Below are 24,529 nucleotides of genomic sequence, written 5' to 3'. Positions count from 1 at the left end.
TGACCACCCCGTCAAAAATTCTTTGAATTTTCGCCACCCCTCCAGAGGAGGGGAATGTAATGCTGCTTAAGTTTTACCAATTATTTTTCAGCATTATGCCTTTACAATTGAGTTGATAAATTCTGTGGATTTTTGCAGAACCGCATCCGGAATTTCTTTGTGCGGTGTATGTCCGATGTTCGGAATGATGAATTTTTCTGCTGCTCCGCTTACCTGAGAAATTGTTTTTTCAACCTGATCCAATGTTCCGTATTCGTCATTTTCTCCCTGAATAAATAACAAAGGTGAAGTTATATCTTTCAGGAGATATTCAATATTCCAGCTTCTGAATCTGTCGCTTAACCAGATTTCCGTCCAGGCTTTTACCATCATTTCAACTCTATCGCCATGATATTTTGCCAGACGTTGCGGAAGATTGGTGGTTTTATAAGCTTCAAAAGCATTTTTTACACCATTTACAGTTATCTCTTCCACGAAAATATGTCCGGCTTCGCAAAGAGCTGCAGTGACTTTTTCAGGATATTTGGCGGCGAAAATCAGGGCAATTGTTCCGCCGTCGCTGTGTCCGAAAAGGATTATATCATTTATATTCAGTTCTTTTAAGAGGTCATTCAGGAGATCGGCTTCCTGCTCCATATAATTGTTTTCTCTTTCATAGGTAAGCATAGGAAAAGATTTTCCGTAGCCTAAACGATCATAGACCAATACATTACATTGCGTCTGCAAAGCCAGTTTTTCCGGAAAGTCTCTCCAAAGCTGAGTGCAGCCTAAAGAGTCGTGCAGAAAAACAATAGTTGGTTTATTTTCAAAAGAGTTATGATATTCTGTGTATAGTTTTTTCCCATTGACATTAACAATTCTCTCCGTCATTAACTTTCAGATTAATTTTATAAACTTGGCGTATTGGTTTCGTTAAATTCTTTAAGTAAATTCTGAAAAACGGTTTCTACGGGAAGAACTTCATCAATTAATGCAGAAACCTGCCCGATTTCGAGTTCGCCTTCTTCCATATCGCCTTCGAACATTCCTTTTTTGGCTCTTGCACGTCCTAAAGAAGCGATTAAAGACTCTTTGTTTCTTCCAACGTTGTAGATCTCCTCCAGTTCATTAAAGAACTTATTTTTAACCATTCTTACAGGCGCGAGTTCTTTAAGGGTAAGATGGGTATCTCCTTCCTGAAGTTCTGTAATTTTATTTTTCCAGTTTTCATGGGCACTTGCTTCTACAGTAGCTGCGAAACGGGAACCAATCTGAACGCCGTCTGCGCCTAAAATCATGGCTGCTTTCATCTGGGAGCCTAAAGCAATTCCTCCTGCGGCAATTAGCGGTTTGGAAATATGTTTTCTTACATTCGGGATCAGGCAGAATGTGGTGGTTTCATCTCTTCCGTTATGACCGCCTGCTTCAAATCCTTCGGCAACTACGGCATCCACTCCTGCATCTTCACATTTCATGGCAAATTTGGTTGAAGAAACCACATGAGCAACTTTTAAACCTTCTTTCTGCAAAGTTTCGGTATATGTTTTAGGGTTTCCGGCAGAAGTGAAAACGATCTTCACTCCTTCTTCCAGAATAATCTGAATTACTTCATCCAGATTAGGATACAGCATGGGTACATTTACTCCGAAAGGTTTGTCTGTAGCCTGTTTACATTTCCGGATATTCTCCCTTAAAATATCGGGATACATACTTCCTGCACCGATTAATCCGAGACCGCCGCAATTGGAAACGGCAGAAGCAAGTCTCCATCCGGAATGCCAGATCATGCCTGCCTGAATTATCGGGTACTGTATATTAAAGAGTTGTGTAATTTTATTTTGTTGTGAATTCATCTGGTGAAGCTTTTTTGCTGAATTAAAATCTATGAAACTGCTCATCTTGTAAAAATAATAAAAATAGCGGTTTTCAGAAGATTTTGGGCATAAAAAAACCTTCAGAAGTTCTGAAGGTTTTGATGATTATTTTTTAATTGAATCTCTTTTCCAGTTGGCTTTGAAGTTACAAGAATCGTAACGTCCGTCGATGGAGATGAATGTTGTCGGAAGTTTTGAATTAACAAATTTTTCGATCATTTCATTTCGCTTTTTATTCAGCGCCATCTGCTTCACTCTGTCGTAATCTGTTTCCAGTTTGATCTGGTGAGCCGGAATTACATCTTCCACCTTTACGATTTTTACCACTTTTCTTTCTCTTTCATCCATATCATCGAAAGCGGTTGTAATGTCTCCTTTGTTTAAACCTGCCAATTCGTAGCTGATTGTTCCCGGAACCGTTTCTCTTTCGATTTTATTTGATCCGTCCGCTCCCGGAATAACTCCTGCATTGAACTTGGTTCTTTTATCGTCTGAGAATCTGAAGGTAGCATCTTTGAATGTCATTTTTCCGTTAAGAATTAAACCTCTGATACTGTCCAGTTTAGCTTTTGCTGTTTTAATTTCTTCATCTGTAGGAGTTGCCATCAGAAGGATGTGTCTCGCTTCATAGATTTTACCTGATTTTTTAACAAGCTGGATAAGGTGATACCCGAATTCCGATTCTACAGGCTCTGAAATTTCTCCCTCCTGAAGATTTAAAGCGGCTGCCTCGAAAGGTTTTACCATCTGTCCTTTGGAAATGTTTTTCATTAAACCTCCGTTGGAAGCGGTTCCTTTGTCTTCAGAGAAAATTCTTGCCTGACTTTCGAAAGTTTCTCCTCCTTCAATATCTTTTTTGATCTTTTTCAGCTTATTAATCAACTCGTCTTTATGGGCATCCGTAAGTTTAGGATACATCATGATCTGAGATAACGACACCTCATCTTTAATTTCAGGAAGCTGACTTTTATACAAATTATAGAAGTCGGTTACCTCATTTGGTGTAACGTCCGCTTTGTCTGTAATTCTCTGAATTTTAGCCTGTCCGTAATATTGGTCGGTATCGATTTTTTCGATTGCGTTTTTCATTTCATATCCGTTTCTGAACTTGTAGGCTGCCAACATTGTTTTTTCATCAGGAAACTGAGAAAGCAACTGCTGATATTTTGCATTCGCCTGTTCTTTAATTGCAGCAGAACGGTTATCGATTAACGTATCTCTTTTAGCAGCGTAAACCAAAAGCTTATTATTCAGTAAGTTTTCTAAAAACTCACACTTATCTATGTTGGAAGCTCCCTGCTGTTTTGCATAATTCATCTGCTCATTGATGTCAGACTCCAAAACAATTTCATCACCGATTACAGCAGCAATTCCATCCACTAAATCTCCCTGTTTTAACTGAGCGTTCATCATATTTGCACCAAACAACATGATGAAAATTCCAAAAAGAAAAGTGATCTTAAGTTTATTTATCATTTTACTATTTTAAACAAGTTGCAAATTTAGAATTCTTAATGAATTACACTAAATTTTTTATTATAAATATTTCTTAAAAAGAGGTATTTATTGTACTTCTACGTTGAAAGTTGTTAATTCCTTAAACTGCTTCAGTCTTCCGAATACGTCTGATTCTTTTACTTCCTGAATTCTTTCTGTCCCGAATTTCTCAACCGTGAAAGAAGCCATTGCAGAACCTACGATTAATGCAGATTTCATAGTTTCGAAATCGAATGTTCCTTTTTTAGCTAAATAAGCTGCAAAACCTCCTGCGAAAGTGTCTCCTGCTCCGGTTGGATCGAAAACTTCTTCCAGTGGTAAAGCCGGAATGGCGAATACTTTATGATCGTGGAAAAGCAATGCTCCGTGTTCTCCTTTTTTGATGATAACGAACTTCGGACCCATTTCGTGGATTTTTTTAGCTGCTTTTACCAGAGAATATTCTCCTGAAAGCTGTCTTGCTTCCTCGTCGTTGATTGAAATAACGTCCGTTTTGGCAATCATCTGCATTAGTGTTTCCAAAGCTGTATCCATCCAGAAATTCATGGTATCAAGAATAACCAGTTTCGGACGGTTGTTCATTTTTTCAAGTACGGAAAGTTGTACTCCCGGATGAAGATTTCCTAATAATAAGATTTCTGCATCCTGCATAGAATCCGGAATTTTAGGATCAAAGTTTTCAAGAACGTTTACTTCAGTTGCCAGAGTATCTCTTGTATTCAGGTCGTTGTGGTATTTTCCTGCCCAGAAGAATGTTTTCCCTTCTTTTACGATTTCAATTCCCTCTACATTAACCTCTCTTTTTGTGAACATATCAAGATATTCCTGCGGAAAATCTCCTCCTACCACAGAAACGATTCCGGACTTAACGCCCAAAATAGATGAAGTGATCCCGATATACGTAGCTGCACCTCCTAAAATTTTATCTGTTTTTCCAAATGGCGTTTCAATTGCGTCGAACGCAACACTTCCTACAACTAAAAGTTTCATATTTTTTTCAAAGTATTTTAAAAGTAAATTATTTTTTCCATTCAAATGTGTCCAGCAGGTGTTTCATATCTCTTTTGATATAATCTACCGCAGGAGCCAAAGAATCCGGTTTCGGTCTTGTGTTAAAGTATAAATAGGCAGTTACAAAATGTTTGGTACTGTCTGTAATGTAAAACTGAAGATTGGAAGCGCTCTGTCCTTTCAGTTCATAAAAATTTCCGTATACCTTTTTTTCAGGATATTCGAAAGATTTTGTGTCGATTGCGCTTGCTTTTATCGTATGTTCATACACCATTTTTTCAGCTTCCTGAATATGAGCTGCAAAATCATTCTGTATCGGGTAATACGTTACAAAAACTTTGGCTTTCATTTTCGGATAGTTCAGATAATACCAGCAAGGCTTTTTTGCATCGGTAATGTTTGCAAAATCTGAATATTCAAATGTATAATTACAGTTGTTTTCGAATTTCTGATATTTCGGTGCGGGATATTCCAGCCGAAGTTCTCCGTAAGGCTTCGGAACCGGATCTTTTCCGCAAGATACCAAAAGTAAGGCTGCAAAAATAAAAATGGCGTTTTTAAACATTTTGCAAAAGTACAAATTAGATTTCAGATTTCGGAAGACAAATTTCGGGATTTCAATGGGTTTTGAGATTGTGATTAAATTTTGTTTTTGGAGGCTTTGTTTTTGAATGTGAAGCTTCGCGAAGTTTTTTCTTTTAAAACTAAATGGGATACCCATTTTAATCATATACTTAATTTTAACGCAAAGCTCGCAAGAGTTTTTAAATATTAACCGCTTTTTTAAGTTCACAGAAGCGTTTCCACTTAAATAAGCACACAAAGCATTTTTTTATTACATTCTAATAATTTTTAAGCTTATCCTTTAATTTGCCTGCAAATTCTTAATCTTTCTTAACTGCTTAACTATTCTTAATGGTTTATTTTTAAACACTTCTCGCAATGACATTACAAAATTCTATATGCCGTTTCATAATTTTGGATATAATTCTCCAACGGTTTCGGGAAGGATTTTTCGTGTGAACTTTCAACATCAGTTACAGTGAAATTATTTTCAGTAATGAAATTCTGCCATATTTCTTCTGATTCTACTTCTACATTAAAAATTTCTATGCTTAAATTTTTGTGCGTGAGTTTATGGCTTACATTTTTTACACTTTTGATGAATGGAATTAAATCATCAGAAATTTCAGGCGGAAATTCAAATAACTTTTTCCAGATAAAATCGTCTTTTCTTTGTTGGATTAAAAACTGACCATTTCGGTGAACGAAATAATATTTCAGTTCCAAATCAGCGGCTTTTACTTTTTTTGTTTTTACCGGAAATTCAGAAACTTTATTCAGGGAAAAAGCCAAACAGTCTTCATGTAAAGGACATTCTATGCAAAGAGGATTTTTAGGCTTACAGATTTCGGAACCTAAATCCATCATCGCCTGATTGAAATCACCGACGTTTTCAGGTAAGATTAAATGAGCGAGTTCGGAAAAATAATTGAAAGCTTTTGAACTTGAAATATCAAAATCATCTGCAAAAATACGGCTCAGAACGCGGTAAAAGTTTCCGTCCACAGCCGGAATTTTACCCCCAAAACAAATACTGGAAACTGCAGCGGCTGTATATTTTCCGACACCTTTTAACTTTAAAATTTCATCGTATTCATGAGGAAAAATACCATTATAATCGTTCATGATCTGTTGTGCCGCCTTATGAACATTGATCGCTCTGGAATAATAGCCTAATCCTTTCCAATACAGTAAAACTTCGTTTTCGTCTGCTTCGGCAAGGGTTTTTACATCCGGAAAACGCTGAACAAAATTATTGTAATGTCCTAATCCCTGAGCAATTCTGGTCTGCTGAAAAACGATCTCACAAATCCATATTTTATAAGGATCTTTGGTCTGTCTGAAAGGTAAATCGCGGGCATTTGTTTTATACCAACTAAGAAGTTTATTGCCGATGTGTCTGAAGTCTGATTGTTTTATTTTTTCCAAAAGTCTTTCTGCTACATTTTATGCTTCGACAAGCTCAGCATGACAACGCTAAAAATTCACTTTTAATAAAACGACTAGTGTTAGAAATGTCATGCTGAGCTTGTCGAAGCATCTGTTTATTAAATACAAAGATAATTTAATTTTCTTTTTGAACAGAATATACAGGAGCCGCTTTCAGCCACTGGTATTTTAAATGTTTTTCTTTTGCGATGAAACGGTATCCTTCCAATTTTTTGAGATAAATATAGGAAGTAGAATCTTTTTTGAATTTCAACTGTTGATTAGACAGAAAACTGAACGGAAAATCCACAATAGAATCTCTCGTCGTTTTCTCTACTTTGCCATTAATAACTCTGTAAATAAAGATAGATTTTCCGCGACCCTTAGACTGATCAATGAGGTTGATATTTGATGAAGAAACCACCATATCACTTTCATCAAAGCATTCCTGCGGTTTCATGATATAAGCTTTTCCTTCTTTTATTTCGTCGGCGAAAAGATCAATGGGATGATTTTGCTGTACTTTTTTATCTTCACAACTGAAAATCACAAAAATTATGGGCAAAAAGTAGAATAACCTGCCTTTCATATTTCTATTTTTAACGATTTGGTAGAAAAAAACCGATGAAAAATTGCATCGGTTTTAATATTTAATTTGATTAATTTAATCCTGAAGATATTCAGCATCCCATTCGTTTCCGTCGTCTCCTTTGTGTCCGTCTAATTTGATAACGAAACTTTTTGTAGGGAAATAAGGCGTTAAACGGATATCCAACCAAACTCTGTCTTTATTCACTTTATCCTGCTCGAAACGGACGATTTTGAATTTTTCGATAAGTTTATCCGGTCCTTTAATTCCGTCAAGGAAGGTTACGATCTGTTTTCTTAAATCATCTTCATTTCTTGCATTCCAGTTTTCGAAAGCTCTTCTGTTTAAGAAATCGAGCAGAACTTTCGTTACGTAATCGAATACTCTAACCACGGAATAGGTCTGAAGTCCGATATTGTCTCCTGTAAACAGTGTTTTTGCAGAGAAAGCCATAATTTTTCCGTATTCGTTCACCATGGGAACAAGCCCCATCTTTTCCAACTGAGAAATTTCACTTTTCTTCAGTTCGAATTTTACGGCGTCCACTTCATTGATGTTTCCGTGCTTTTTACCTGCTGCCACCTGAGACATTAATGTTTTATGAATTTTTCCTGCCAGTGAAGTTGAAGGCGGAAGTTCTACATTTTCCTCCTCTCCTACTTCCTCAGCTTTTCCGCGTCCAACAAGCCAGTTACAAGTCATGATGACATTACTTCTATGCAGTTCACCTCCTGTAAGATTGGCAGAATGGAATAAATCCACCACATCGTCTGGTTTATCAAGATTCGCAAAATCCGTCACCATCATCACTTTGTTTTCGTTACAGATTTTTGCCCATTTTTCAATGACTTTATTGGATCCCAAATATCCTGGAATTGCTAAAATAGAATAATTGTCTCGAAGGTCTAAACGGTCGTAATAGTTCTTAAATTCTTCTGCAATGGCATCGATAAATATAGGATTATCCAAATCTGAAACCTGATCTAAACTTGCATTAACAATACTTACGTTGTCAACTTTGTCGAGTTCGGTATTTTTGTAGAATTGAGCGACCGTTCTGTAGTTTGTTTCCAGTTGACGGACTGCATCAAGCGTATTTTTAAGATTTAGCTTTAAATTCTGATCGGCAGCCTGCGCTTTAGCTTTGCATGTTTCTGCCATCTTATCTGCAGAATCGTTTCCTTCCAGAAGATTTATCCAAAGATTGATTTTCTGGAGAAGTTCTTTTCTTTCATCTGCTTTATTGCTGTCATTAAGGAAAATTTCCTTTCTGGCTTTTCTGGTGGGATTCATGTTTGCGATTCCGTCTACAACAGATTCTACAAAACCAAAACCTCCTATTTTATTGAGTTCGGCAAGCGGATTACTTTTCGGCTGTCCTGCATGTTGCTGATGCCCCTGTGGTTGGTTTTCAGCTGCCTGTAATTTACTATCCATGATTAATGTAACGTCTTTAGATTATTTTTCAAGTTCCTGTGCCACTTCTTTCAATACCTCTACGAAGGCAGCTCTCGTCTGATCGTTTTCCAGCATATTACGCAGAATTTTATTGGTTTTAAGCTGTCGAACAATTTTGTTGTACTGTTCCTGCTCCATGCTTAATTGCTGCAGATAATCTGATTTCTGAGTGAGATTTTTTGGGGTAAAGTCCGCGAGATTCTGAAAACGGAATTCCTCTTCCACTACATTACCGTCCTCCGTTTCGTGCTGAACGCTTACAGAAGGCTGGAAATGTTTGAAGACGTCGTCCACAGTTTTTAATCCTGTTACAATTTCAGGGACGTAAGATTCGTCGGTTGTAAGCTGGCTTACTATCAGCGATTTATTCTCCTGAATCTGCTGTATAGCTTCATTGGCGTCTACTTTTACTTCGTTTCCGCCAACGCCATAATTAAACATTGCCATATTATTAATATTTTGAGATTTTCGATGTTGGTGTGTATTGTCTTTATCAGCATCAAATAGCTGACCAATCCAATGTTTAAATTTAAAAAAAAACTGTAACATACAAAATTTTGTTAAGATTTTTCTTGAAATATTAACTTTTTAAATTAAATATCAACTAAAAACTGATATTTTGTGATGTCACTAAACTATGAAAAATTAAATAAAAAACGCACCATTTCTGATGCGTTTTTCATTTCTAACAATTTTTGGCTTGTCTTACCAAATTTTTATTCTGTCCTGCGGAGCTTTATACATTTTGTCTCCCGGTTTGATGTCGAATGCTTTGATGAAAGAATCCTGATTGACCAACGGACCGAATGCTCTGAAAATTCCCGGCGAATGCGGATCTGTTTTTACCTGATTGGTCATATACTGATCTGTGGATTTTGTTCTCCAGACTGTTGCCCAGCTCATGAAGAATCTCTGATCCTGTGTAAATCCGCTGATTAATCCCGGATTTCCGTGATCTTTAAGATACATCTGAAGCGCATCGTAAGCTACTGCCACTCCTCCCAAGTCTCCGATGTTTTCGCCACTTGTGAATTTTCCGTTAACGAAACTTCCTTTTACCGGCTCGTAAGCGCTGTATTGTGCAGCCAACTGAGCAACTTTTGCGTCAAAGTTTTTACGGTCTGCATCGGTCCACCAGTTATTTAGGTTCCCGTCTCCGTCGAATCTTGAACCGCTGTCATCGAATCCGTGAGAAATTTCGTGACCGATAACGGCTCCGATTCCTCCGAAATTAACGGCTGCATCGGCTTTTGGATTATAGAAAGGGGGCTGAAGAATGGCTGCAGGGAAAACGATTTCGTTGTTTGATCCGCTGTAATAAGCATTTACGGTTTGCGGCGTCATTCCCCATTCTGTTCGGTCTACCGGTTTTCCTATTTTATCTAAATTTTTCTGATATTGCCACGCTGAAACATTCTGAAGATTGGAATATAAGGTTGCTCCCTGTTTCGGAGATTCTACTTTTAATTGAGTATAATCTTTCCATTTATCCGGATAAGCAATTTTCACGGTGAATTTTGATAATTTTTCCTGTGCTTTTACTTTTGTTTCCGGAGACATCCAGTCCATCTCGTTGATGTGCGTTTTGAAGGATTTTAAAATGTAATCGATATACATTTCCATCTGCGCTTTTGCTTCCGGTGTGAAATATTTCTCCACATACAATTTTCCAAAGGCTTCTCCCAGAACGCTGTTTACCAAAGAAAGCCCTCTTTTGTTCATCGGACGCTGTTCTTTCTGTCCCTGAAGATATTTGGAATAGAAATCGAATCTGATCTGTTCTAAATTTTCATCCAGATTGCTTGCATTTCCATTGATTAAGTGGTATTTCAGATAGTCTTTCAGTAAAGGAAGGTTTTTCAGGGTAAGGAAGGAATCCATATTCTGGTAATACTTCAGCTCGCCGATGATGACTCTGTCTGTATTCACTCCCGCTTCTTTCAGATATTTCGGAAGATTGATATTTTTAACCAAAGCCGGCAATTCTGATACGTTTTTAGGGTTGTATCTTAAATTGGCATCTCTGTTCTGTTCAAGCGTTAATAAATAGTTTGCCAACTGTTTTTCGAAATCCACTACGTTTTTTGCCGAAGTTTCTGAATTTTTATAGCCTAAAACACCGAATAGTTTTCCGACATAGGTTTGATATTCTGCTAATGTTTTTGTGTTGGCTTCATTTACTTTCTGATAGTAATCTCTTCCCAGTCCAAGATCGGGACCGCCAAGATAGACTGCATTCATTTTGGAATCTTTCAGGTCTGCTCCTACTCTCCATCCGTAGAAAGAATTGTCGCCTACTTTTGTTGCTTCAAGCAGATATTTCTGAAGATCGCTAATGTTTTTAATGGCATCAATTTTTGCAAGATCTCCTTTGATCGGAGCCAGTCCTTCTGAATTTCTTTTACCGGTATCCATAAAAGATGCGTATAAATTCTGGATTTTCTGACCTTCGGAGCCCGCAGGATAGGATTCTGACAGGATTTTGTTCAGGATATCTAAAGAAGCGTCATCAACATTTTCTCTGAGTGCGTTGAAAGAACCCCAACTTGCTTTATCTGAAGGAATCTGCGTAGTTTTTACCCAATTTCCGTTGACATAGCTAAAAAAATCATCTTGTGGACGAACAGTTTTATCCATGTACGACAGATTGATCCCTTCTTCTTTTACTTCCTCTTTTTTCACCGGCTCTACAGCAACCGTTTTCATGGTTTCAGGTTTTTTAATTTCTCCCGTTTTCGCTGTACCACAAGAATTTAAGAATACCAGACCCAAAAAGGCAAGTATCCCGATATTTAGCTTTTTCATTAAAGATATTTTTTGATTTTACACAAACTTACCAAATATACGAATTTTGATTATAAATGATAAGTGATAAATAATAATTGATGAAAAGGATGTAAATAAGAACTTGATATTTTTGTTATTTGATTTTGATTGACTGAGTATTAGTATTTCTCACAAAGTTCGAAAGAGTTCTTAAATAACCTGAGTTCGGGATAAGTCTTCTTAAACGCAAAGGTTCGCCAGGTTTTGTTTTGCATTGTAGTGGGTATTCTTGTTCGCAACGGCGCTTCACTCAGCAAATGATGGCAACTAGATTATTCGGCTCTTTGATTTTAGGAGAAATCTATTTTTATTGATTCTAACGCGATGTTCGCTAGATTTTGTTTTGCATTGTAGCGGGTATTTTTTGTTCGCAACGGCGCTTCACTCAGCAAATGACAGCAACTTAGATTATTTGGTTCTTTAATTTTAGGAGAAATCTATTTTTATTGATTTTAACGCGATGTTCGCTAAGTTTTGTTTTGCATTGTAGTAGGTATTTTTTGTTCGCAACGGCGCTTCACTCAGCAAATGATACAGGGATTTCTAAATTGGAGATAATTTCTATTCTATTTTTCTGATGCTGGAAAAAAATGACTGAAATCCTAGCCGTGATTGCAGCATTTGTCTGAGCTCATTTTCTGGGATTCGGCGCGGCTCCGCCGCGCCGAATCCCAGAAAATAGCGAGTGCGGAAAGCGCGAAAAAGCTCCAAAAAACAAAAAAACCGTTCACTGCTGAACGGTTTTGGTTATATTTAAAAATTGTGATTACCAGATTTTAATTCTTTCTGCCGGTTTTTTGTACAATTTGTCTCCTTCTTTCACATCAAACGCTTTGTAGAAAGCATCAACATTGGTTAAAGGACCGAAACTTCTGAAATATCCCGGAGAATGCGGGTCTGTTTTTACCTGATTGATCATGTATTTTTCGCTGGATAAAGTTCTCCAGACTGTTGCCCAGCTCAGGAAGAATCTCTGATCCTGAGTGTAACCGCTAATAACTCCCGGATTTCCTTTGTCTTTCAAATACATCTGAAGAGCATCGTAAGCGATGTTTACGCCTCCTAAATCTGCAATATTTTCTCCGTTGGTAAAGGTTCCGTTCACAAACGTTCCTTTTACTGGTTCGTATTTGTCGTACTGTGCTGCAAGAGCTTTTGTTGCTTTTTCGAAGTTGGCTTTATCTTCCGGAGTCCACCAGTCTACCAAGTTTCCGTCTGCATCGAACTGTGCCCCGGAATCATCAAATCCGTGGCTCATTTCGTGACCGATAACCGCACCGATTCCACCGAAATTCACGGCAGCATCTGCTTTAGGATTGAAAAAAGGCGGCTGAAGAATTGCAGCAGGGAATACGATTTCATTGTTTACCGGATTGTAGTAAGCATTTACAGTCTGCGGTGTCATTCCCCATTCTGTTTTATCTACCGGTTTCCCGATTTTAGCTAAATCTTTGTTGTACTGCCATTCTGCAATATTCTGAAGGTTGGCATATAGATTTCCACCTTTTGATTCCGGCGTGATGGTTAATTTAGAATAATCTTTCCATTTATCCGGATACGCAACTTTTACAGTGAACTTATTCAGCTTTTCCATTGCTTTTTGCTTGGTAGTAGAAGACATCCACGTTAATCCGTTGATGTGAACCGCGAAACTTTTCTTTAAGTAATCGATCAGTTCAACCATCTGTGCTTTCGCTTCCGCAGGGAAATATTTTTCAACGTATAGTTTACCGAATGCTTCTCCTAAAGATCCGTTAATTAATTCGTAACCTCTCTTATTTAAAGCTCTCTGCTCCTGCTGTCCTCTTAAATATTTGCCATAGAAAGCGAATCTCATATCACCTAATTTTTCGCTTAGGTAAGCCGCGCTTCCGTGGATCATGTGGAATTTAAGATAATCTTTAATCACAGGAAGATTCTGCGTATTGATGAATTTATCTAAATTCTTGTAGTACCCTAATTCTCCGATAATTACTTTATCTGTATTTACGCCAACTGCTTTAAGATAAGCCGGAAGGTCTACATTTTTCACCAAAGCTGAAAGCTGAGCCATTGTTTGCGGATTGTACTGAAGTGTATTATCACGGCTCTGCTCGTTGGTTAAATATGTTTTTGCAATGCTTTTCTCGTAATCTACGATACCTTTAGCGGCAGCATCAGCGTTTTTATATCCTAGTTCTTTTAACATAGAAGCTACATATTTTGTATATTCTGCCAAAGCTTCTGTGTTTTTTTCGTTTACTTTCTGATAGTAATCTCTTCCAAGACCTAAAGATGCGTCACCAAGATAAACGACGTTCATTTTAGAGTCTTTAAGATCTGCATCTACTCCCCATCCGTAGAAGTTGTTTTCTCCTTCTTTGGTTACAGAGATTAAATATTTCTGAAGATCTCCAACGGATTTAATGGCATCAATTTTATTAAGATTTGCCTGAATCGGTTTGATACCGTCTGCATTTCTTTTTGCCATGTTCATGTACGTTGCGTACAAGTCCTGAATTTTCTTTCCTTCTGTTCCGTCAGCAAATTTATCTTTCAGAAGAGAGTTCAGAATCGTCATGGAGTTGTTGTCTGTATCTTCAGCCAGTTTGTTGAAACTTCCCCAAGTTGGTTTATCGGAAGGAATTTTGGCAGTTTTCATCCATGTTCCACTTACATAGTTATAAAAATCATCTTGAGGACGTACTGATTTATCCATCAAGCTAAGGTCTAAAACTTTGTCTGTCGCCTGAGCGTTCACGGTCTGTGAACAAATTCCTCCTAATAAAAGCAGAGAAAGCGTTAATTTTTTCATTATAATTACAATTTTTACAATAAGTGTAACTTTTTTTTATTTCGTTACTTTTTATGAAAACAAATTTAATTAAATATTAAGATCTGTTTATATTTTAATTTTTAATTTGAAAATCTCTTCTTATCAATCTTTGTCTTTCGAAATTAAGTGAAACGCCTTTGTCTATCTTTAGTTAGGTAATTTAATATTAAACGTTGTTTACCCTTGCGATAATTTAAACGCAATGCCAGACAAGGAATTATTAAAAACTCTGTTTAAAAAATTTAAGATAAACAAAGGCGTTTCACTTAATTTCGAAAGACAACTTTTTTACAATCCTAAATTTAAGACGTTGCAATTTCTTTTACGTTTCCGGTACGTTTTAGAAATCCCCAGGTCTGCATTTCGCCTTTCAGTGCTTTTCGGAGGCTTTTGAACAGTACAATATACATCAGCCAGCGATATCCGAAACGCTGAGGAATCACATACAGCAGGTTTACCAATTTCTCTCTCTGCATGATGAATGCAATAAAAGCCAGCGATGCATCCACCAAAAGGAAAATTAAATAGTAACTGAATATTTTTCCTCCATTTCCTGATAAAATTCCAAAAAACATGATAAGATCGGCAAGCGGTGAGAAGAACGGAATAATGTACTGAAAGAGTAAAATATTCGGCATTGCCCAGAGTCCTAAACCTTTGTATTTCGGGTTAAGGAAAGTCTGTCTCTGTTTCCAGAACATCTGCATGATCCCGTACGTCCATCTGAAACGTTGTTTTAAAAACTGTTTTACGCTTTCCGGAGCTTCTGTTACGGCAACTGCACGGTTTTCGTTAGCAACGGTGTACCCTTCTCTTAATATTTTAACCGTAATATCGCAGTCTTCGGCCAAAGTGTCGGAAGAATATCCGCCAACTTCTTCAATTACAGATTTTCTGAATGCTCCGATGGCACCGGGAATTACCGTAATCGCATTAATATTCGCATACGCTAAACGATCAAAATTCTGACTGGTTGTATATTCAATGGACTGCCATTTTGTAAGCCAGTTTACGGTATTTCCCACTTTTACATTTCCAGCCACGGCAGCAATTTTTTCATGTGGATTTGAGTTTAAAAATCTTGCAATTAAATATTTTACGGCATCTTTTTCGAGTTTTGTATCGGCATCTATGCAGACCACATATTCTGCATCGGTTTGGGAGATCCCGAAGTTCAGAGCGGTTGCTTTGCCGCCATTGGTTTTGCTGAAAATCTTCAGTTTCGGATGCTCAAAAAAGGCTTCTTTTGCTTTTTCGTAGGTCGAATCTTTGCTTCCGTCGTCTACCAGAATAATATTGAAATTGGGATAGGTCTGTTTTAACAGATTGTTTAATGATGACACAATGTTGACTTCTTCATTGTACGCAGGAACAATAATTGAAACCTTCGGGTAAGATTCCAAAACAGGAAATTCTCCCGATTTTTTCTCTTTTCGACGTTCTTTAAACGCCCAGAATAACATAATAAGCAATCTGATGAGTCCTAATGCGATAAAAATGGTAAACAATGCCACTAAAAAATGACTGATTCCGTAAATAATGGTTGCCAAAAGAAGATTAAGCTGCATTACGTAATAGGCTCTTGTTTTTGGAACAGAAGGCATAAGTTCTGCTTTGTTTTTATGCAGAATACTGGCAAGATTAGTGAAATGATAGCCTTGTTTTTGTAAAGTCGGGATTAAAACTTTCAAAGCTTTTACGGTTTCTTCGCGGGTTTCACCTCCTGCATCGTGAAGGAGGACGATGTTTCCGCGTTCGGCTTTTACACCAGCCAAAACACGTTTTACAATTTCATCGGCTTTTATTCCCGGCTGCCAGTCTTCGGGATCGATGTTTTCGCCAATATCAAGGTAATTCTGCTGTCTTGCCAATGCAACAGGTATAATTTCTTCGGAAGTTGTAGGCTCTGAGTCCGCATTGTAAGGTGCTCTGAAAAGAATGGTACTGTGTCCTGTGATACATTCGATGAGCAGTCTGGTGAGTTTCATTTCCAACAGGGCTCTTTGTGGACTTACTTTAGCCACATTTTCATGGGTAAAGGTATGGTTTCCGATTTCATGTCCTTCTCTGTAAATTCTTTTAACCAAAGGAAGGTTTTTTTCTGCATTTAATCCCACCAAAAAGAAGGCGGCCGGAACGTGGTATTTTGACAATACGTCTAAAACCTGCGGAGTGTAGGTTTCATCAGGACCGTCATCAAAAGTTAATACCAGTTCTTTCTGTGGAGCCTCTCCATATTTTTTAACTTCGTAAGAACTTGGGTAGGTTACATAATTTTCATCGGTGATGATTTTTTCTTTCGGATCAATCTCAAGGGCAATTTTTCCGTCATGAGGCGTATTCAGAACGTCCAAAACTTCGCCGTCACCAATGTAATCGACCATGGTCTGACCTTTTACATTTTCAAGACTTTTTAAATTTAATTTTGATAAACCTGCAAACGTAAGATCTCTATCGTAAAAGTTCCAGATGCGGCTGTCTTCACTTCCCAGTCTCCAGAGCGCTGTTCCGGCAAGAGGATATTCGGCAGAGAAACGCATCGTATTAAAAATAGAAGCAGCATCGTTAAAAAATACGGTATGTGTATTGTTTTTTGAATCTGTGTAAGAGTAATTTAAGTTAAAAGTATTGTCGTCGAAATTAATGCTCGCTTTACTTGCACTCGCTTTGGTAATCGCCTGCATATACGTTACGGAAACATTCTGCTCCTTGTCTGTACTCCAGTCGTAGCCATAAGCTCCCAATCCTAAAATAATTTTATTCGGTGAAGTTTTTGCCAGAATTTTTCCGGTTTGTGCTTCGATCCATTTCTGAGAAGAAACAGGTCCCGCGTCACTGTCCAGTGCATATTCATCATACGCCATTAATACAAAATAATCTACGTAAGGATTCAGTCTCTGGATATTGTAATCGTCATTATCCGTCATGATATCCATGGAAACCAATAATTTATTCTGCTTAAATGTTTCGGAAAGCTCTTTCATAAAAGCGATCAGGTTTTCATCAGAATCCAGATTCATATCTTCAAAGTCGATATTGATTCCTTTGAAATTGAGTTTCTGGCATTGAAGCGTTAATTTTTGAATAAGCTGGGTTCTTTTTTTAGGATCTTTCAACACTTTCCCCAGTCCTTCAGAATGAAATTCCTGTTCAAAATTATTACTGAGAATCGGCATTGCCGCAACTCCTGTTCTTTTAATAACTTTATAACCGGCAGGATCTACATTGGTTTTAAGATCACCGGTTTTCGGATCAAGGAAAAACCATTCAGGAAAAACAAGATTGATGTGTCTGATATTTCTTTTTAAAGACATTAAGGACTGCGGGTCCCATGCCACATAAAATGCAGAACGTATTCCGCCCGGAAACTGCACCCAGTTTCTGTTTTGGTTTTTAAGTCTTTCGGCTCTTGCTTTTTCAATTTTAGCAAGGTTGGTGTGCATTGTTTTTTCGGAAATGAAACTTCGGAATCCTTTATATTCTTTAGAAATTTTGTTCTCCTGAAGATAAGGTCTGTTTGCTGTTATAACCGCTTTGTAATCTTCTTTAAAGGGAATTTTGGGACTTCTGTCCAATTTCATCATAAGACCTAATGCCAGAAAAAGCAGGATGGCTACGAAGATAAAAATCCGGCTTCCCCACTGAACGTTTCTCCAGCGTTTTTTACTGTCGGTCTGAAAAATCTGCTTTGAGTTTTCCACGATTTTGATATTTTTCTCACTAACGTCAAAAACCGTGAAAAACCTATACAGAATTAATTAAAAAAAAATTAAAAATTTATAAGATTACTGATTGTTTACCAAGACAGCTACCAAATCCTGAATAACTTTCTGCGAAACAAAATGCATGAAATCCTGTCTTTCCAGATGTGGTATATATAATCTTGAAGTCACTTCCTTATCGTGGATTCTTATGGTGTAAAAAACAGTTCCGACCTCTTTTCCGTCCTCCCCTTTTCCGGGACCTGCAACTCCGGTTGTAGACAAAGAAATATCTGTATGAAATAATTGCTGACAGCCTTCTGCCATTTCTGCCGCAACCTGCTCGCTCACAACCGTAAATTCTTCTACGGTTTCTTTTTTTACTTTTAGAATATCGGTCTTTTTTTCTGTAGCATAAGAAACAATTCCGCCGAGGAAATATTTCGAACTTCCTGAAACAGAAGTAATCATTTTTGCGAGTTCGCCTCCGGTACAGCTTTCGGCAGTAGAAAGTGTCAGCTTTTTCTCTGTTAAAATATCGGCAAGGATTTTTTCTATTCTATCCTGCGAAGTGGCGATCACATGATCTTTCACTAAAGGAAGGAGTTTCTTAATTTCTTCCTCAAGTTGCTGTTTCAGAATGTTTTCATCTTCTCCGCTTGCAGTAAGTCTCAGTTTTACACGGGTTCCTACAGGAAGATAGGATAAAGAAAGATTTTCCGGCAGGGCAAGCTCCCAGTTTTCAATTGTATCTGCAAGAATACTTTCCGGAATTCCGACTACGGAAACAATTCTCGTGGAAAGATAATGCAGACTGAATTTATCTTTTAAATAAGGAACAATCTGATCTTTAATTAAAGGTTTTACTTCATAAGGAACTCCGGGAAGACTGAAAAGGAGTTTTCCGTTCTCTTCCATCATCATACAGGGCGCAGTTCCGAAATGGTTCTGGAATACTTTGGATTTTGTAGGAACAAAAGCCTGCTCGCGGTTTCTTTCAAGAATTTCTGTTCTTCCGCGTCTTTCCATGTACGCCTTAAGATGGGCAAAAGTTTCTTCATCCAGAGCGATTTCATCATTAAAAAATTCGGCAATGGCTTTTTTGGTTTTATCGTCTCTTGTAGGACCTAAACCTCCGGTCGTAATGATGATATCTCCCAGCTCAAACGCAGAAGAGATGGTCTTTTTAATGGTTTCAATCTGGTCTGAAATGGTAAAAATCTGTACCACTTTTATCCCAATATTTTTCAGTTCGGCAGCAATAAAGTTAGAATTGGTGTCTACGGTACTTCCTGAAAGGATTTCGTCACCAATAGTGATCAGAACGGCATTTTTCATATAATAGGTAGAAAAAAATTTCTTTACAAATGACGGAAATTTCCCTGTGACGGACAATATAAATTGATTTTTTCTATTTTTGGATAAAATTGTTTAAAACTATCATTCAATATGTCTAAATATGATGATGCTTCATGGCATTACGGCAGCGATTTTCCTGAAGAACTTCCAATAAAAAACGGAGCAACACACACCGGAATGTTTCTGAACTGGTGTATCAATAATAACTTCATCTCAGAAGAATTTAAAGAAGATCATGAAGAAGATATTCAAAGCATAAAAAGAAGAGAAATTACGGGCGCTGAATTCATCATGGATTTCATGGACGGAAAATTTTCTGAATATGATCTGAACGAAACAGGAAATGCTTTCGCGAAGGATTATTATAAAGACGACACAGATTTTGGAAACCGGTTCAGCTCTTTTGCAGATGATTATGTGAATCTGTTCGATACAAAAGCGGAAGAGAATGATTACGAATACGAAACCTTTTATCACATCGAAGATACGTACGAAAATTATGATCTGATGAAACAGGTTATCGATTATCGTTTTGAAGAGTGGAAAGAATATAAAGGATTGGTTTAAAATAAATATCAGTAAACTTGTCTAACTTTTTTACCGCAAAAGATGCAAAAGATTGTAACACTTTAGTAGTTTAAGTGGAATACTTAAGTGGGAAAAAGAGCACATAAGTTAAAAAAAATCAAAGATTTTTTCTCTTTGCAGACTTTAATTTAAATAAATCCAATAAAGTTTTTTGTATCTTTTACGGTTACATTTAAAATGAGTTTAAACTTAGTTTTAAACTGTACTACTTTCAACTCTGCTCAAGTGTTTTTTCTTGAAAGCGGAAGGCGTTTCTCCGATGTATTTTTTGAATAATTTATTAAAATAAGAAAGACTTTCAAAACCTACCTGAAAACAGACTTCTGTAACACCGTTATTTTGCAGCAATAAAAGTTTTGCCTGATTAATCCTGTAATTGTTTACAAAATCTGTAAACGTCATATTGGTCTGTTTTTTAAAATAGCGGCAGAATGCGGGAGTACTTAAGTTCACATTTTCTGCGATAATATTTACATTTGGGTTCTGATCATAATTTTCATGAATATAATCGTAAATAGTTCCCATCCGGATTTTATCATTTAAAAACCATTTGATGCGGGTATCTTCGCTGTTCAGTTCTTTTACTTCTTCGGAATCTGCAAGAATCTGTAAAATTTCGATGAGCCCGACAAAAGCATGAAAGGAATTTTCTTTTTTTATCTGGTGTAGTTTTTCAACGACTGTTTTTTTGGTTTGCCCTGAAAAAGATAATCCCAGATAAGACCGTTCCAGCAGTTTTTTAATGTTTTCAAATTCAGGAACGGGCATAATGTATTCCTGAAGAAAATTTTCGCGTATCTGCAAAACCATCTGTCTGCATTCGGTCTGGATTTTATAATCAAAATTAAGATGAGGAACATTAGAACCTATTAAAAGCAGATCGCTGTCTTTAAAATCTGAAATATTTTTACCGACATGGCGGATTCCGTTGCAGGCTTCTACATATACAAGCTCGATTTCCGGATGATAATGCCAGTAGAAACAGTTTTTAAGGGATGGTGAAAACAGCTTAAAAGATTTTCCGTCTTCAAATTCAATATTTTCTTTCTGAATTTTCATTATGTTCTCTTTTGATTAATATTCAATTCAAAATTAATTAAAAAAGTTAATACAGAGCAAATATGAGTCATTACTGTTAAAGTATAAATGATTTTTTCTATCGAATTTTGCACTTTCGAAAGAGATCGTGAATTAGTTACCCAAAAAAATTACAGTTAAAGGAATTACAATGAAGATTGATAAAAGAATAATACCGCTCGCCATCGGAGGTCTGGGAATCGGAACCACCGAGTTTACTATAATGGGCTTGCTTCCCGATATTGCAAAAAGTCTGCAGATCAGTATTCCTGAAGCCGGACATCTCATCTCTGCTTATGCTTTTGGAGTAGTTGTGGGAGCACCGATCCTTATTGGATATTCTGTAAAGTTTCCACCTAAAAAAGTGCTGATTGTTTTGATGATGATCTTCACTCTGTTCAATGCATTATCAGCAATTGCTCCCGATTATAATACGATGATGATTATCCGTTTCCTTTCCGGACTTCCGCATGGAGCATTTTTTGGAGTGGGAACAGTGGTTGCCACGAGATTAGCGGCAAAAGGTAAAGAAGCGTTCTATATATCGCTGATGTTTACAGGACTTACGATTGCAAATCTCGCGATGGTTCCGCTGGTAACGTATATCGGTCATGCATTTCACTGGAGATGGTATTTCGCCATTGTTGCTGTGATCGGGTTATTTGCCTTATTATTTTTAAAACTCTGGCTTCCGATACTTGAAACCAATGAAGACACTCACTTCATGGAAGAAATGAAGTTTTTGAAGAAAAAGCAGTCATGGATGGTTTTAATGATTACTGCGATTGGTTTTGGAGGATTATTTACCTGGTTCAGTTATATTACACCTTTAATGACTATTGTTTCGGGGATTAAAGAAAATCAGATGGCATATGTGATGATTCTCGCCGGAGCCGGAATGGTTGTAGGAAATTTAGTCGGCGGATATTTATCTGACAGACTGAGCCCTGAAAAGACCTGTGTTTTATTACTTTTCTTAATGATGAGTTCTTTAGTGGGAGTATTTTTCCTTTCAGAATATCAAAACATATCATTAGTACTAACTTTTGTTTGTGGCGCACTGTCGATGTCGGTTGCTGCACCCATTAATATTATGATGATGAAAGCCGCACCTAAAAGCGAGATGATGGCTGCCGCTTTTATGCAGGCCGGATTTAACTGTGCGAATGCCTTGGGAGCATTTTTGGGAGGTATTCCTTTAGAAAATGGTTATTCTTTCAATTATCCTTCTTTGGTAGGTGTTGGAATGACGTTAATAGGGCTTATTATTGCCTTCAGATATAAACAATTATACAGCCTGGAAAAAGCTGAAGAAAAAGAAATAACAACCGAATGTATTTCCTGCGAACAATAAAAGAATCGGCAGTTTCCGGAGGAAACTGCCGATTTTCATAATTTTTAAACTTTTTAGAATTTAAATGTGCATCCGCAAACGCTCATTTTACCTTCTACAACAGTAGTCCATTGTCCGTTCCATGTTCCTCCGTAAGACGCACAGATAGATGGGCAAACTTCTTTAGCATCTTCGTCGCTCCAGATTGGACCGGCCAAAACATCTAAAGTATACTCTGAGTCTCCTGTAGGCTGAGTATTAAGCTCAACTTCGATAACGCTCATCTGTCCTTCCACAATGGTAGACCATTGTCCTGTAAATTTTCCTAAATGTGCGGCTGCAATTCGTCCGCCTAATTTTTGTGCTTCGTCATTGCTCCAAAGTGGTCCCGCAATGATGTTGATTTTGAATGTTGACATGATTTTTAGTTTTTTGTTTGTTTAACATTACAAATGTAGTCACAATAATGAGAAATATTTCAAATAGAATATACCAAATTGATTATTAAGTATTTATACTTAAAATCTGATTTCTGAAAAATAAAAAAGACTGCCTTAAAAGACAGCCCTCCGTTGTTTTTATAATAAGCAGATTACGCTTCTACTTCATTCCCGTTTTTGCACCAGTACAACGCATTGTAAAGGTTACCTTTCGGGAAGGATTTGAATTCTCCCGGCATCAGTACACTGAAAATTTCTGTGAAATTCTGTACATGCTGATTGTCCGTTAGAATTGCAGCCCTGTTCCATTTGGTAAGATTCTTCAATCCGAGAAGAGCGTCTTCCAGCCATGCACCGGCTGTAAAATTATCCAGATCTGTGTCAAGATACATCAGATAATTCAGCTCTCCAAACTGCTCAATCTTTGCTTTCACTCTTGGAAAAACAAGATTTTCAAAGTCCTCTTTCGTCACTTCTCCTGTTGCGTTAAATGCTGCAACATTTTCCGGAGCCTCTGGAATAATCGTTATCATATTTTTATTTTTAATGTGGTTTGATGGAACGGTGAAAACAAATATTAAACCAATATTAATGTTAAATGAATAAAAGGTGTAATTATTGTTAATTTAGAAAAAAATAATAAGATGGATCTTAAATCTAACGAACCTTTCTGGCTTTTAAAAAACGGATTAGTTGCTTCCTATCCTTCATTGAAATCTGATGAAGAATGTGATGTGCTGATTATCGGCGGTGGAATTACCGGAAGCCTGATTGCCCATCAGATGATTTCCGACGGGTATAAAACGATTCTTATCGATAAGCGTGAGATCTGCAACGGGAGTACTTCTGCAACAACTTCAATGCTGCAGTATGAAATTGATGTTCCTCTTTATGAACTTATTGAAAAAATAGGAAAAAAGGGAGCTGTAGCAAGTTATAAGGCATGTTCGGATTCCATTGATAAGCTTGAAAAATTAACCTATGAAATTAAGTCGGATTCTGGATTTAAAAGAAAAAAATCGCTGTATTTTGCTTCAAAGAAGAAAGATACAGTATGGCTGAAAAAAGAATATGAAGCGAGAAAAAATGCCGGATTCAATGTAAAATGGCTTGAAAGTGATGAGGTTTTAGAACAGTCGGGATTCGAAAATACTTTTGGCGGAATTGTATCTGAACAGGGAGCCAGTATTGATGCTTTTAAATTTGCCCACGAACTGTTTAAACTGAATGTAAGCAAAGGATTAAAAATTTTTGATAAAACAGAAATGATCAGTATTGAATATTTCAGAGGTTTTAATACAGTAACGGCTGATTCGGGTTTTAAAATAAGGGCTAAAAAAGTGATCTACTGCATCGGTTATGAAAGTAAAAATCTTATCAAAGAACATTTTGTGAATTTAAAAAGCACCTATGCCATTGTTTCTGAAATTGATAAGAAAAAATTTAAAAACATCAGCAATACTCTGGTCTGGAATACCGATGAACCTTATATGTATATGCGGACAACGGATGACGGAAGAATGCTGATCGGCGGTGGTGACGAAGATTTTTATGATGCTAAAAAACGTGATTCTCTTTTAAATAAAAAAGAAAAGGAGATTTTAAAAACATTGAAGAAGATAAAGCCCGACTATCATTTCTACACAGATTTTGTCTGGGCAGGAACTTTTGGCGAAACTAAGGACGGGCTGCCTTACATCGGAACACATAAAGATTTTAAAAATTCTTATTTTGTTCTTGGTTTCGGAGGAAACGGAATTACGTTTTCTGTGACGGGAATGGAAATGGCTTCTCTATTCATGAAAGGTAAAAAGCATCTGCTTTCGAAGTATTTTCAATTTGGAAGATGATTTCTGAAGTTTTCATGGTTTCGGGGGGGGGGGGGCCGCCGCCGCCAACAAAAAAAAAAAAACCCCATATTTTTCCCCGGGCGCCCCCCACAAAAAAAAAAGTGGCGGGACATGGGTAACAAACAATAGTATTAAATGAA

19 protein-coding genes are annotated in these 24,529 nt (G+C 37.1%); 3 read left to right on the top strand and 16 right to left on the bottom strand.

The annotated features are described in order from the left end of the window. Positions 1 to 93: 93 nt before the first annotated feature. From WFH39_RS13820 to WFH39_RS13760, 13 genes are all read right to left on the bottom strand, one after another. A complete protein-coding gene (locus WFH39_RS13820; RefSeq protein WP_336690350.1) occupies positions 94 to 870 on the bottom strand; it encodes an alpha/beta fold hydrolase in 777 nt (258 codons plus the stop codon). A 17-nt stretch (positions 871 to 887) separates the two neighbouring features. Then, positions 888 to 1,832 (bottom strand): NAD(P)H-dependent flavin oxidoreductase, encoded by a 945-nt coding sequence (locus tag WFH39_RS13815; protein ID WP_336690349.1) that lies wholly within the window; start codon positions 1,830 to 1,832, stop codon positions 888 to 890. Between the two features lie 126 nt (positions 1,833 to 1,958). Continuing rightward, the gene (locus tag WFH39_RS13810) at positions 1,959 to 3,329 is read right to left on the bottom strand and encodes a peptidylprolyl isomerase (protein WP_336690348.1); all 1,371 of its coding nucleotides are present in this window, start codon (positions 3,327 to 3,329) and stop codon (positions 1,959 to 1,961) included. Positions 3,330 to 3,416: 87 nt separating this feature from the next. Further along, positions 3,417 to 4,340: a PfkB family carbohydrate kinase gene (locus tag WFH39_RS13805; RefSeq protein WP_336690347.1), complete on the bottom strand. Its 924-nt coding sequence runs from the start codon at positions 4,338 to 4,340 to the stop codon at positions 3,417 to 3,419. A 28-nt stretch (positions 4,341 to 4,368) separates the two neighbouring features. Beyond that, the gene (gene gldD / locus WFH39_RS13800) at positions 4,369 to 4,926 is read right to left on the bottom strand and encodes a gliding motility lipoprotein GldD (RefSeq protein ID WP_087709026.1); all 558 of its coding nucleotides are present in this window, start codon (positions 4,924 to 4,926) and stop codon (positions 4,369 to 4,371) included. Positions 4,927 to 5,309: 383 nt separating this feature from the next. After that, positions 5,310 to 6,353 (bottom strand): A/G-specific adenine glycosylase, encoded by a 1,044-nt coding sequence (gene mutY / locus WFH39_RS13795; protein WP_336690346.1) that lies wholly within the window; start codon positions 6,351 to 6,353, stop codon positions 5,310 to 5,312. A gap of 136 nt (positions 6,354 to 6,489) precedes the next feature. Next, entirely contained in the window at positions 6,490 to 6,942 is a 453-nt protein-coding gene (locus tag WFH39_RS13790) for a hypothetical protein (protein WP_336690345.1), read from the bottom strand. Positions 6,943 to 7,017: 75 nt separating this feature from the next. After that, entirely contained in the window at positions 7,018 to 8,379 is a 1,362-nt protein-coding gene (locus WFH39_RS13785; protein ID WP_336690344.1) for a DUF5458 family protein, read from the bottom strand. Positions 8,380 to 8,400: 21 nt separating this feature from the next. Further along, complete coding sequence (locus WFH39_RS13780) at positions 8,401 to 8,949, bottom strand: type VI secretion system contractile sheath small subunit (protein WP_108411409.1); 549 nt, start codon at positions 8,947 to 8,949, stop codon at positions 8,401 to 8,403. A gap of 156 nt (positions 8,950 to 9,105) precedes the next feature. After that, a complete protein-coding gene (locus WFH39_RS13775; protein WP_336690343.1) occupies positions 9,106 to 11,205 on the bottom strand; it encodes a M13 family metallopeptidase in 2,100 nt (699 codons plus the stop codon). A gap of 787 nt (positions 11,206 to 11,992) precedes the next feature. After that, positions 11,993 to 14,020, bottom strand: coding sequence for a M13 family metallopeptidase (locus WFH39_RS13770; RefSeq protein ID WP_336690342.1), 2,028 nt, complete (start codon positions 14,018 to 14,020; stop codon positions 11,993 to 11,995). Positions 14,021 to 14,343: 323 nt separating this feature from the next. After that, on the bottom strand, positions 14,344 to 17,742 hold the full coding sequence (locus WFH39_RS13765) for a polysaccharide deacetylase family protein (protein ID WP_336690341.1): 3,399 nt from the start codon (positions 17,740 to 17,742) through the stop codon (positions 14,344 to 14,346). A gap of 84 nt (positions 17,743 to 17,826) precedes the next feature. Continuing rightward, on the bottom strand, positions 17,827 to 19,080 hold the full coding sequence (locus tag WFH39_RS13760) for a CinA family nicotinamide mononucleotide deamidase-related protein (protein ID WP_336690340.1): 1,254 nt from the start codon (positions 19,078 to 19,080) through the stop codon (positions 17,827 to 17,829). 111 nt (positions 19,081 to 19,191) lie between these two features. On the opposite strand from WFH39_RS13760, the gene WFH39_RS13755 reads away from it, so the two are divergent. Further along, a complete protein-coding gene (locus WFH39_RS13755) occupies positions 19,192 to 19,668 on the top strand; it encodes a DUF7832 domain-containing protein (protein WP_336690339.1) in 477 nt (158 codons plus the stop codon). Between the two features lie 216 nt (positions 19,669 to 19,884). On the opposite strand, the gene WFH39_RS13750 is transcribed toward WFH39_RS13755, so the two are convergent. After that, positions 19,885 to 20,748: an AraC family transcriptional regulator gene (locus tag WFH39_RS13750; RefSeq protein WP_336690338.1), complete on the bottom strand. Its 864-nt coding sequence runs from the start codon at positions 20,746 to 20,748 to the stop codon at positions 19,885 to 19,887. 169 nt (positions 20,749 to 20,917) lie between these two features. On the opposite strand from WFH39_RS13750, the gene WFH39_RS13745 reads away from it, so the two are divergent. Beyond that, positions 20,918 to 22,120 (top strand): MFS transporter, encoded by a 1,203-nt coding sequence (locus WFH39_RS13745; RefSeq protein WP_336690337.1) that lies wholly within the window; start codon positions 20,918 to 20,920, stop codon positions 22,118 to 22,120. Positions 22,121 to 22,173: 53 nt separating this feature from the next. On the opposite strand, the gene WFH39_RS13740 is transcribed toward WFH39_RS13745, so the two are convergent. Together WFH39_RS13740 and WFH39_RS13735 are read right to left on the bottom strand one after the other, a co-directional pair. Then, positions 22,174 to 22,518, bottom strand: coding sequence for a mannan-binding lectin (locus WFH39_RS13740; RefSeq protein ID WP_185205086.1), 345 nt, complete (start codon positions 22,516 to 22,518; stop codon positions 22,174 to 22,176). 173 nt (positions 22,519 to 22,691) lie between these two features. Next, positions 22,692 to 23,072, bottom strand: coding sequence for an STAS/SEC14 domain-containing protein (locus WFH39_RS13735; protein ID WP_336690336.1), 381 nt, complete (start codon positions 23,070 to 23,072; stop codon positions 22,692 to 22,694). A gap of 111 nt (positions 23,073 to 23,183) precedes the next feature. On the opposite strand from WFH39_RS13735, the gene WFH39_RS13730 reads away from it, so the two are divergent. Beyond that, the gene (locus WFH39_RS13730) at positions 23,184 to 24,389 is read left to right on the top strand and encodes an NAD(P)/FAD-dependent oxidoreductase (protein WP_336690335.1); all 1,206 of its coding nucleotides are present in this window, start codon (positions 23,184 to 23,186) and stop codon (positions 24,387 to 24,389) included. Positions 24,390 to 24,529 lie beyond the last annotated feature (140 nt).

Source organism: Chryseobacterium sp. MMO-72 (genome assembly GCF_037146035.1).
GTDB classification, from domain to species: domain Bacteria; phylum Bacteroidota; class Bacteroidia; order Flavobacteriales; family Weeksellaceae; genus Chryseobacterium; species Chryseobacterium indicum.
The sequence above is the reverse complement of the archived record's forward strand: the minus strand, read 5'-3'. Positions and strand labels throughout refer to the sequence as shown.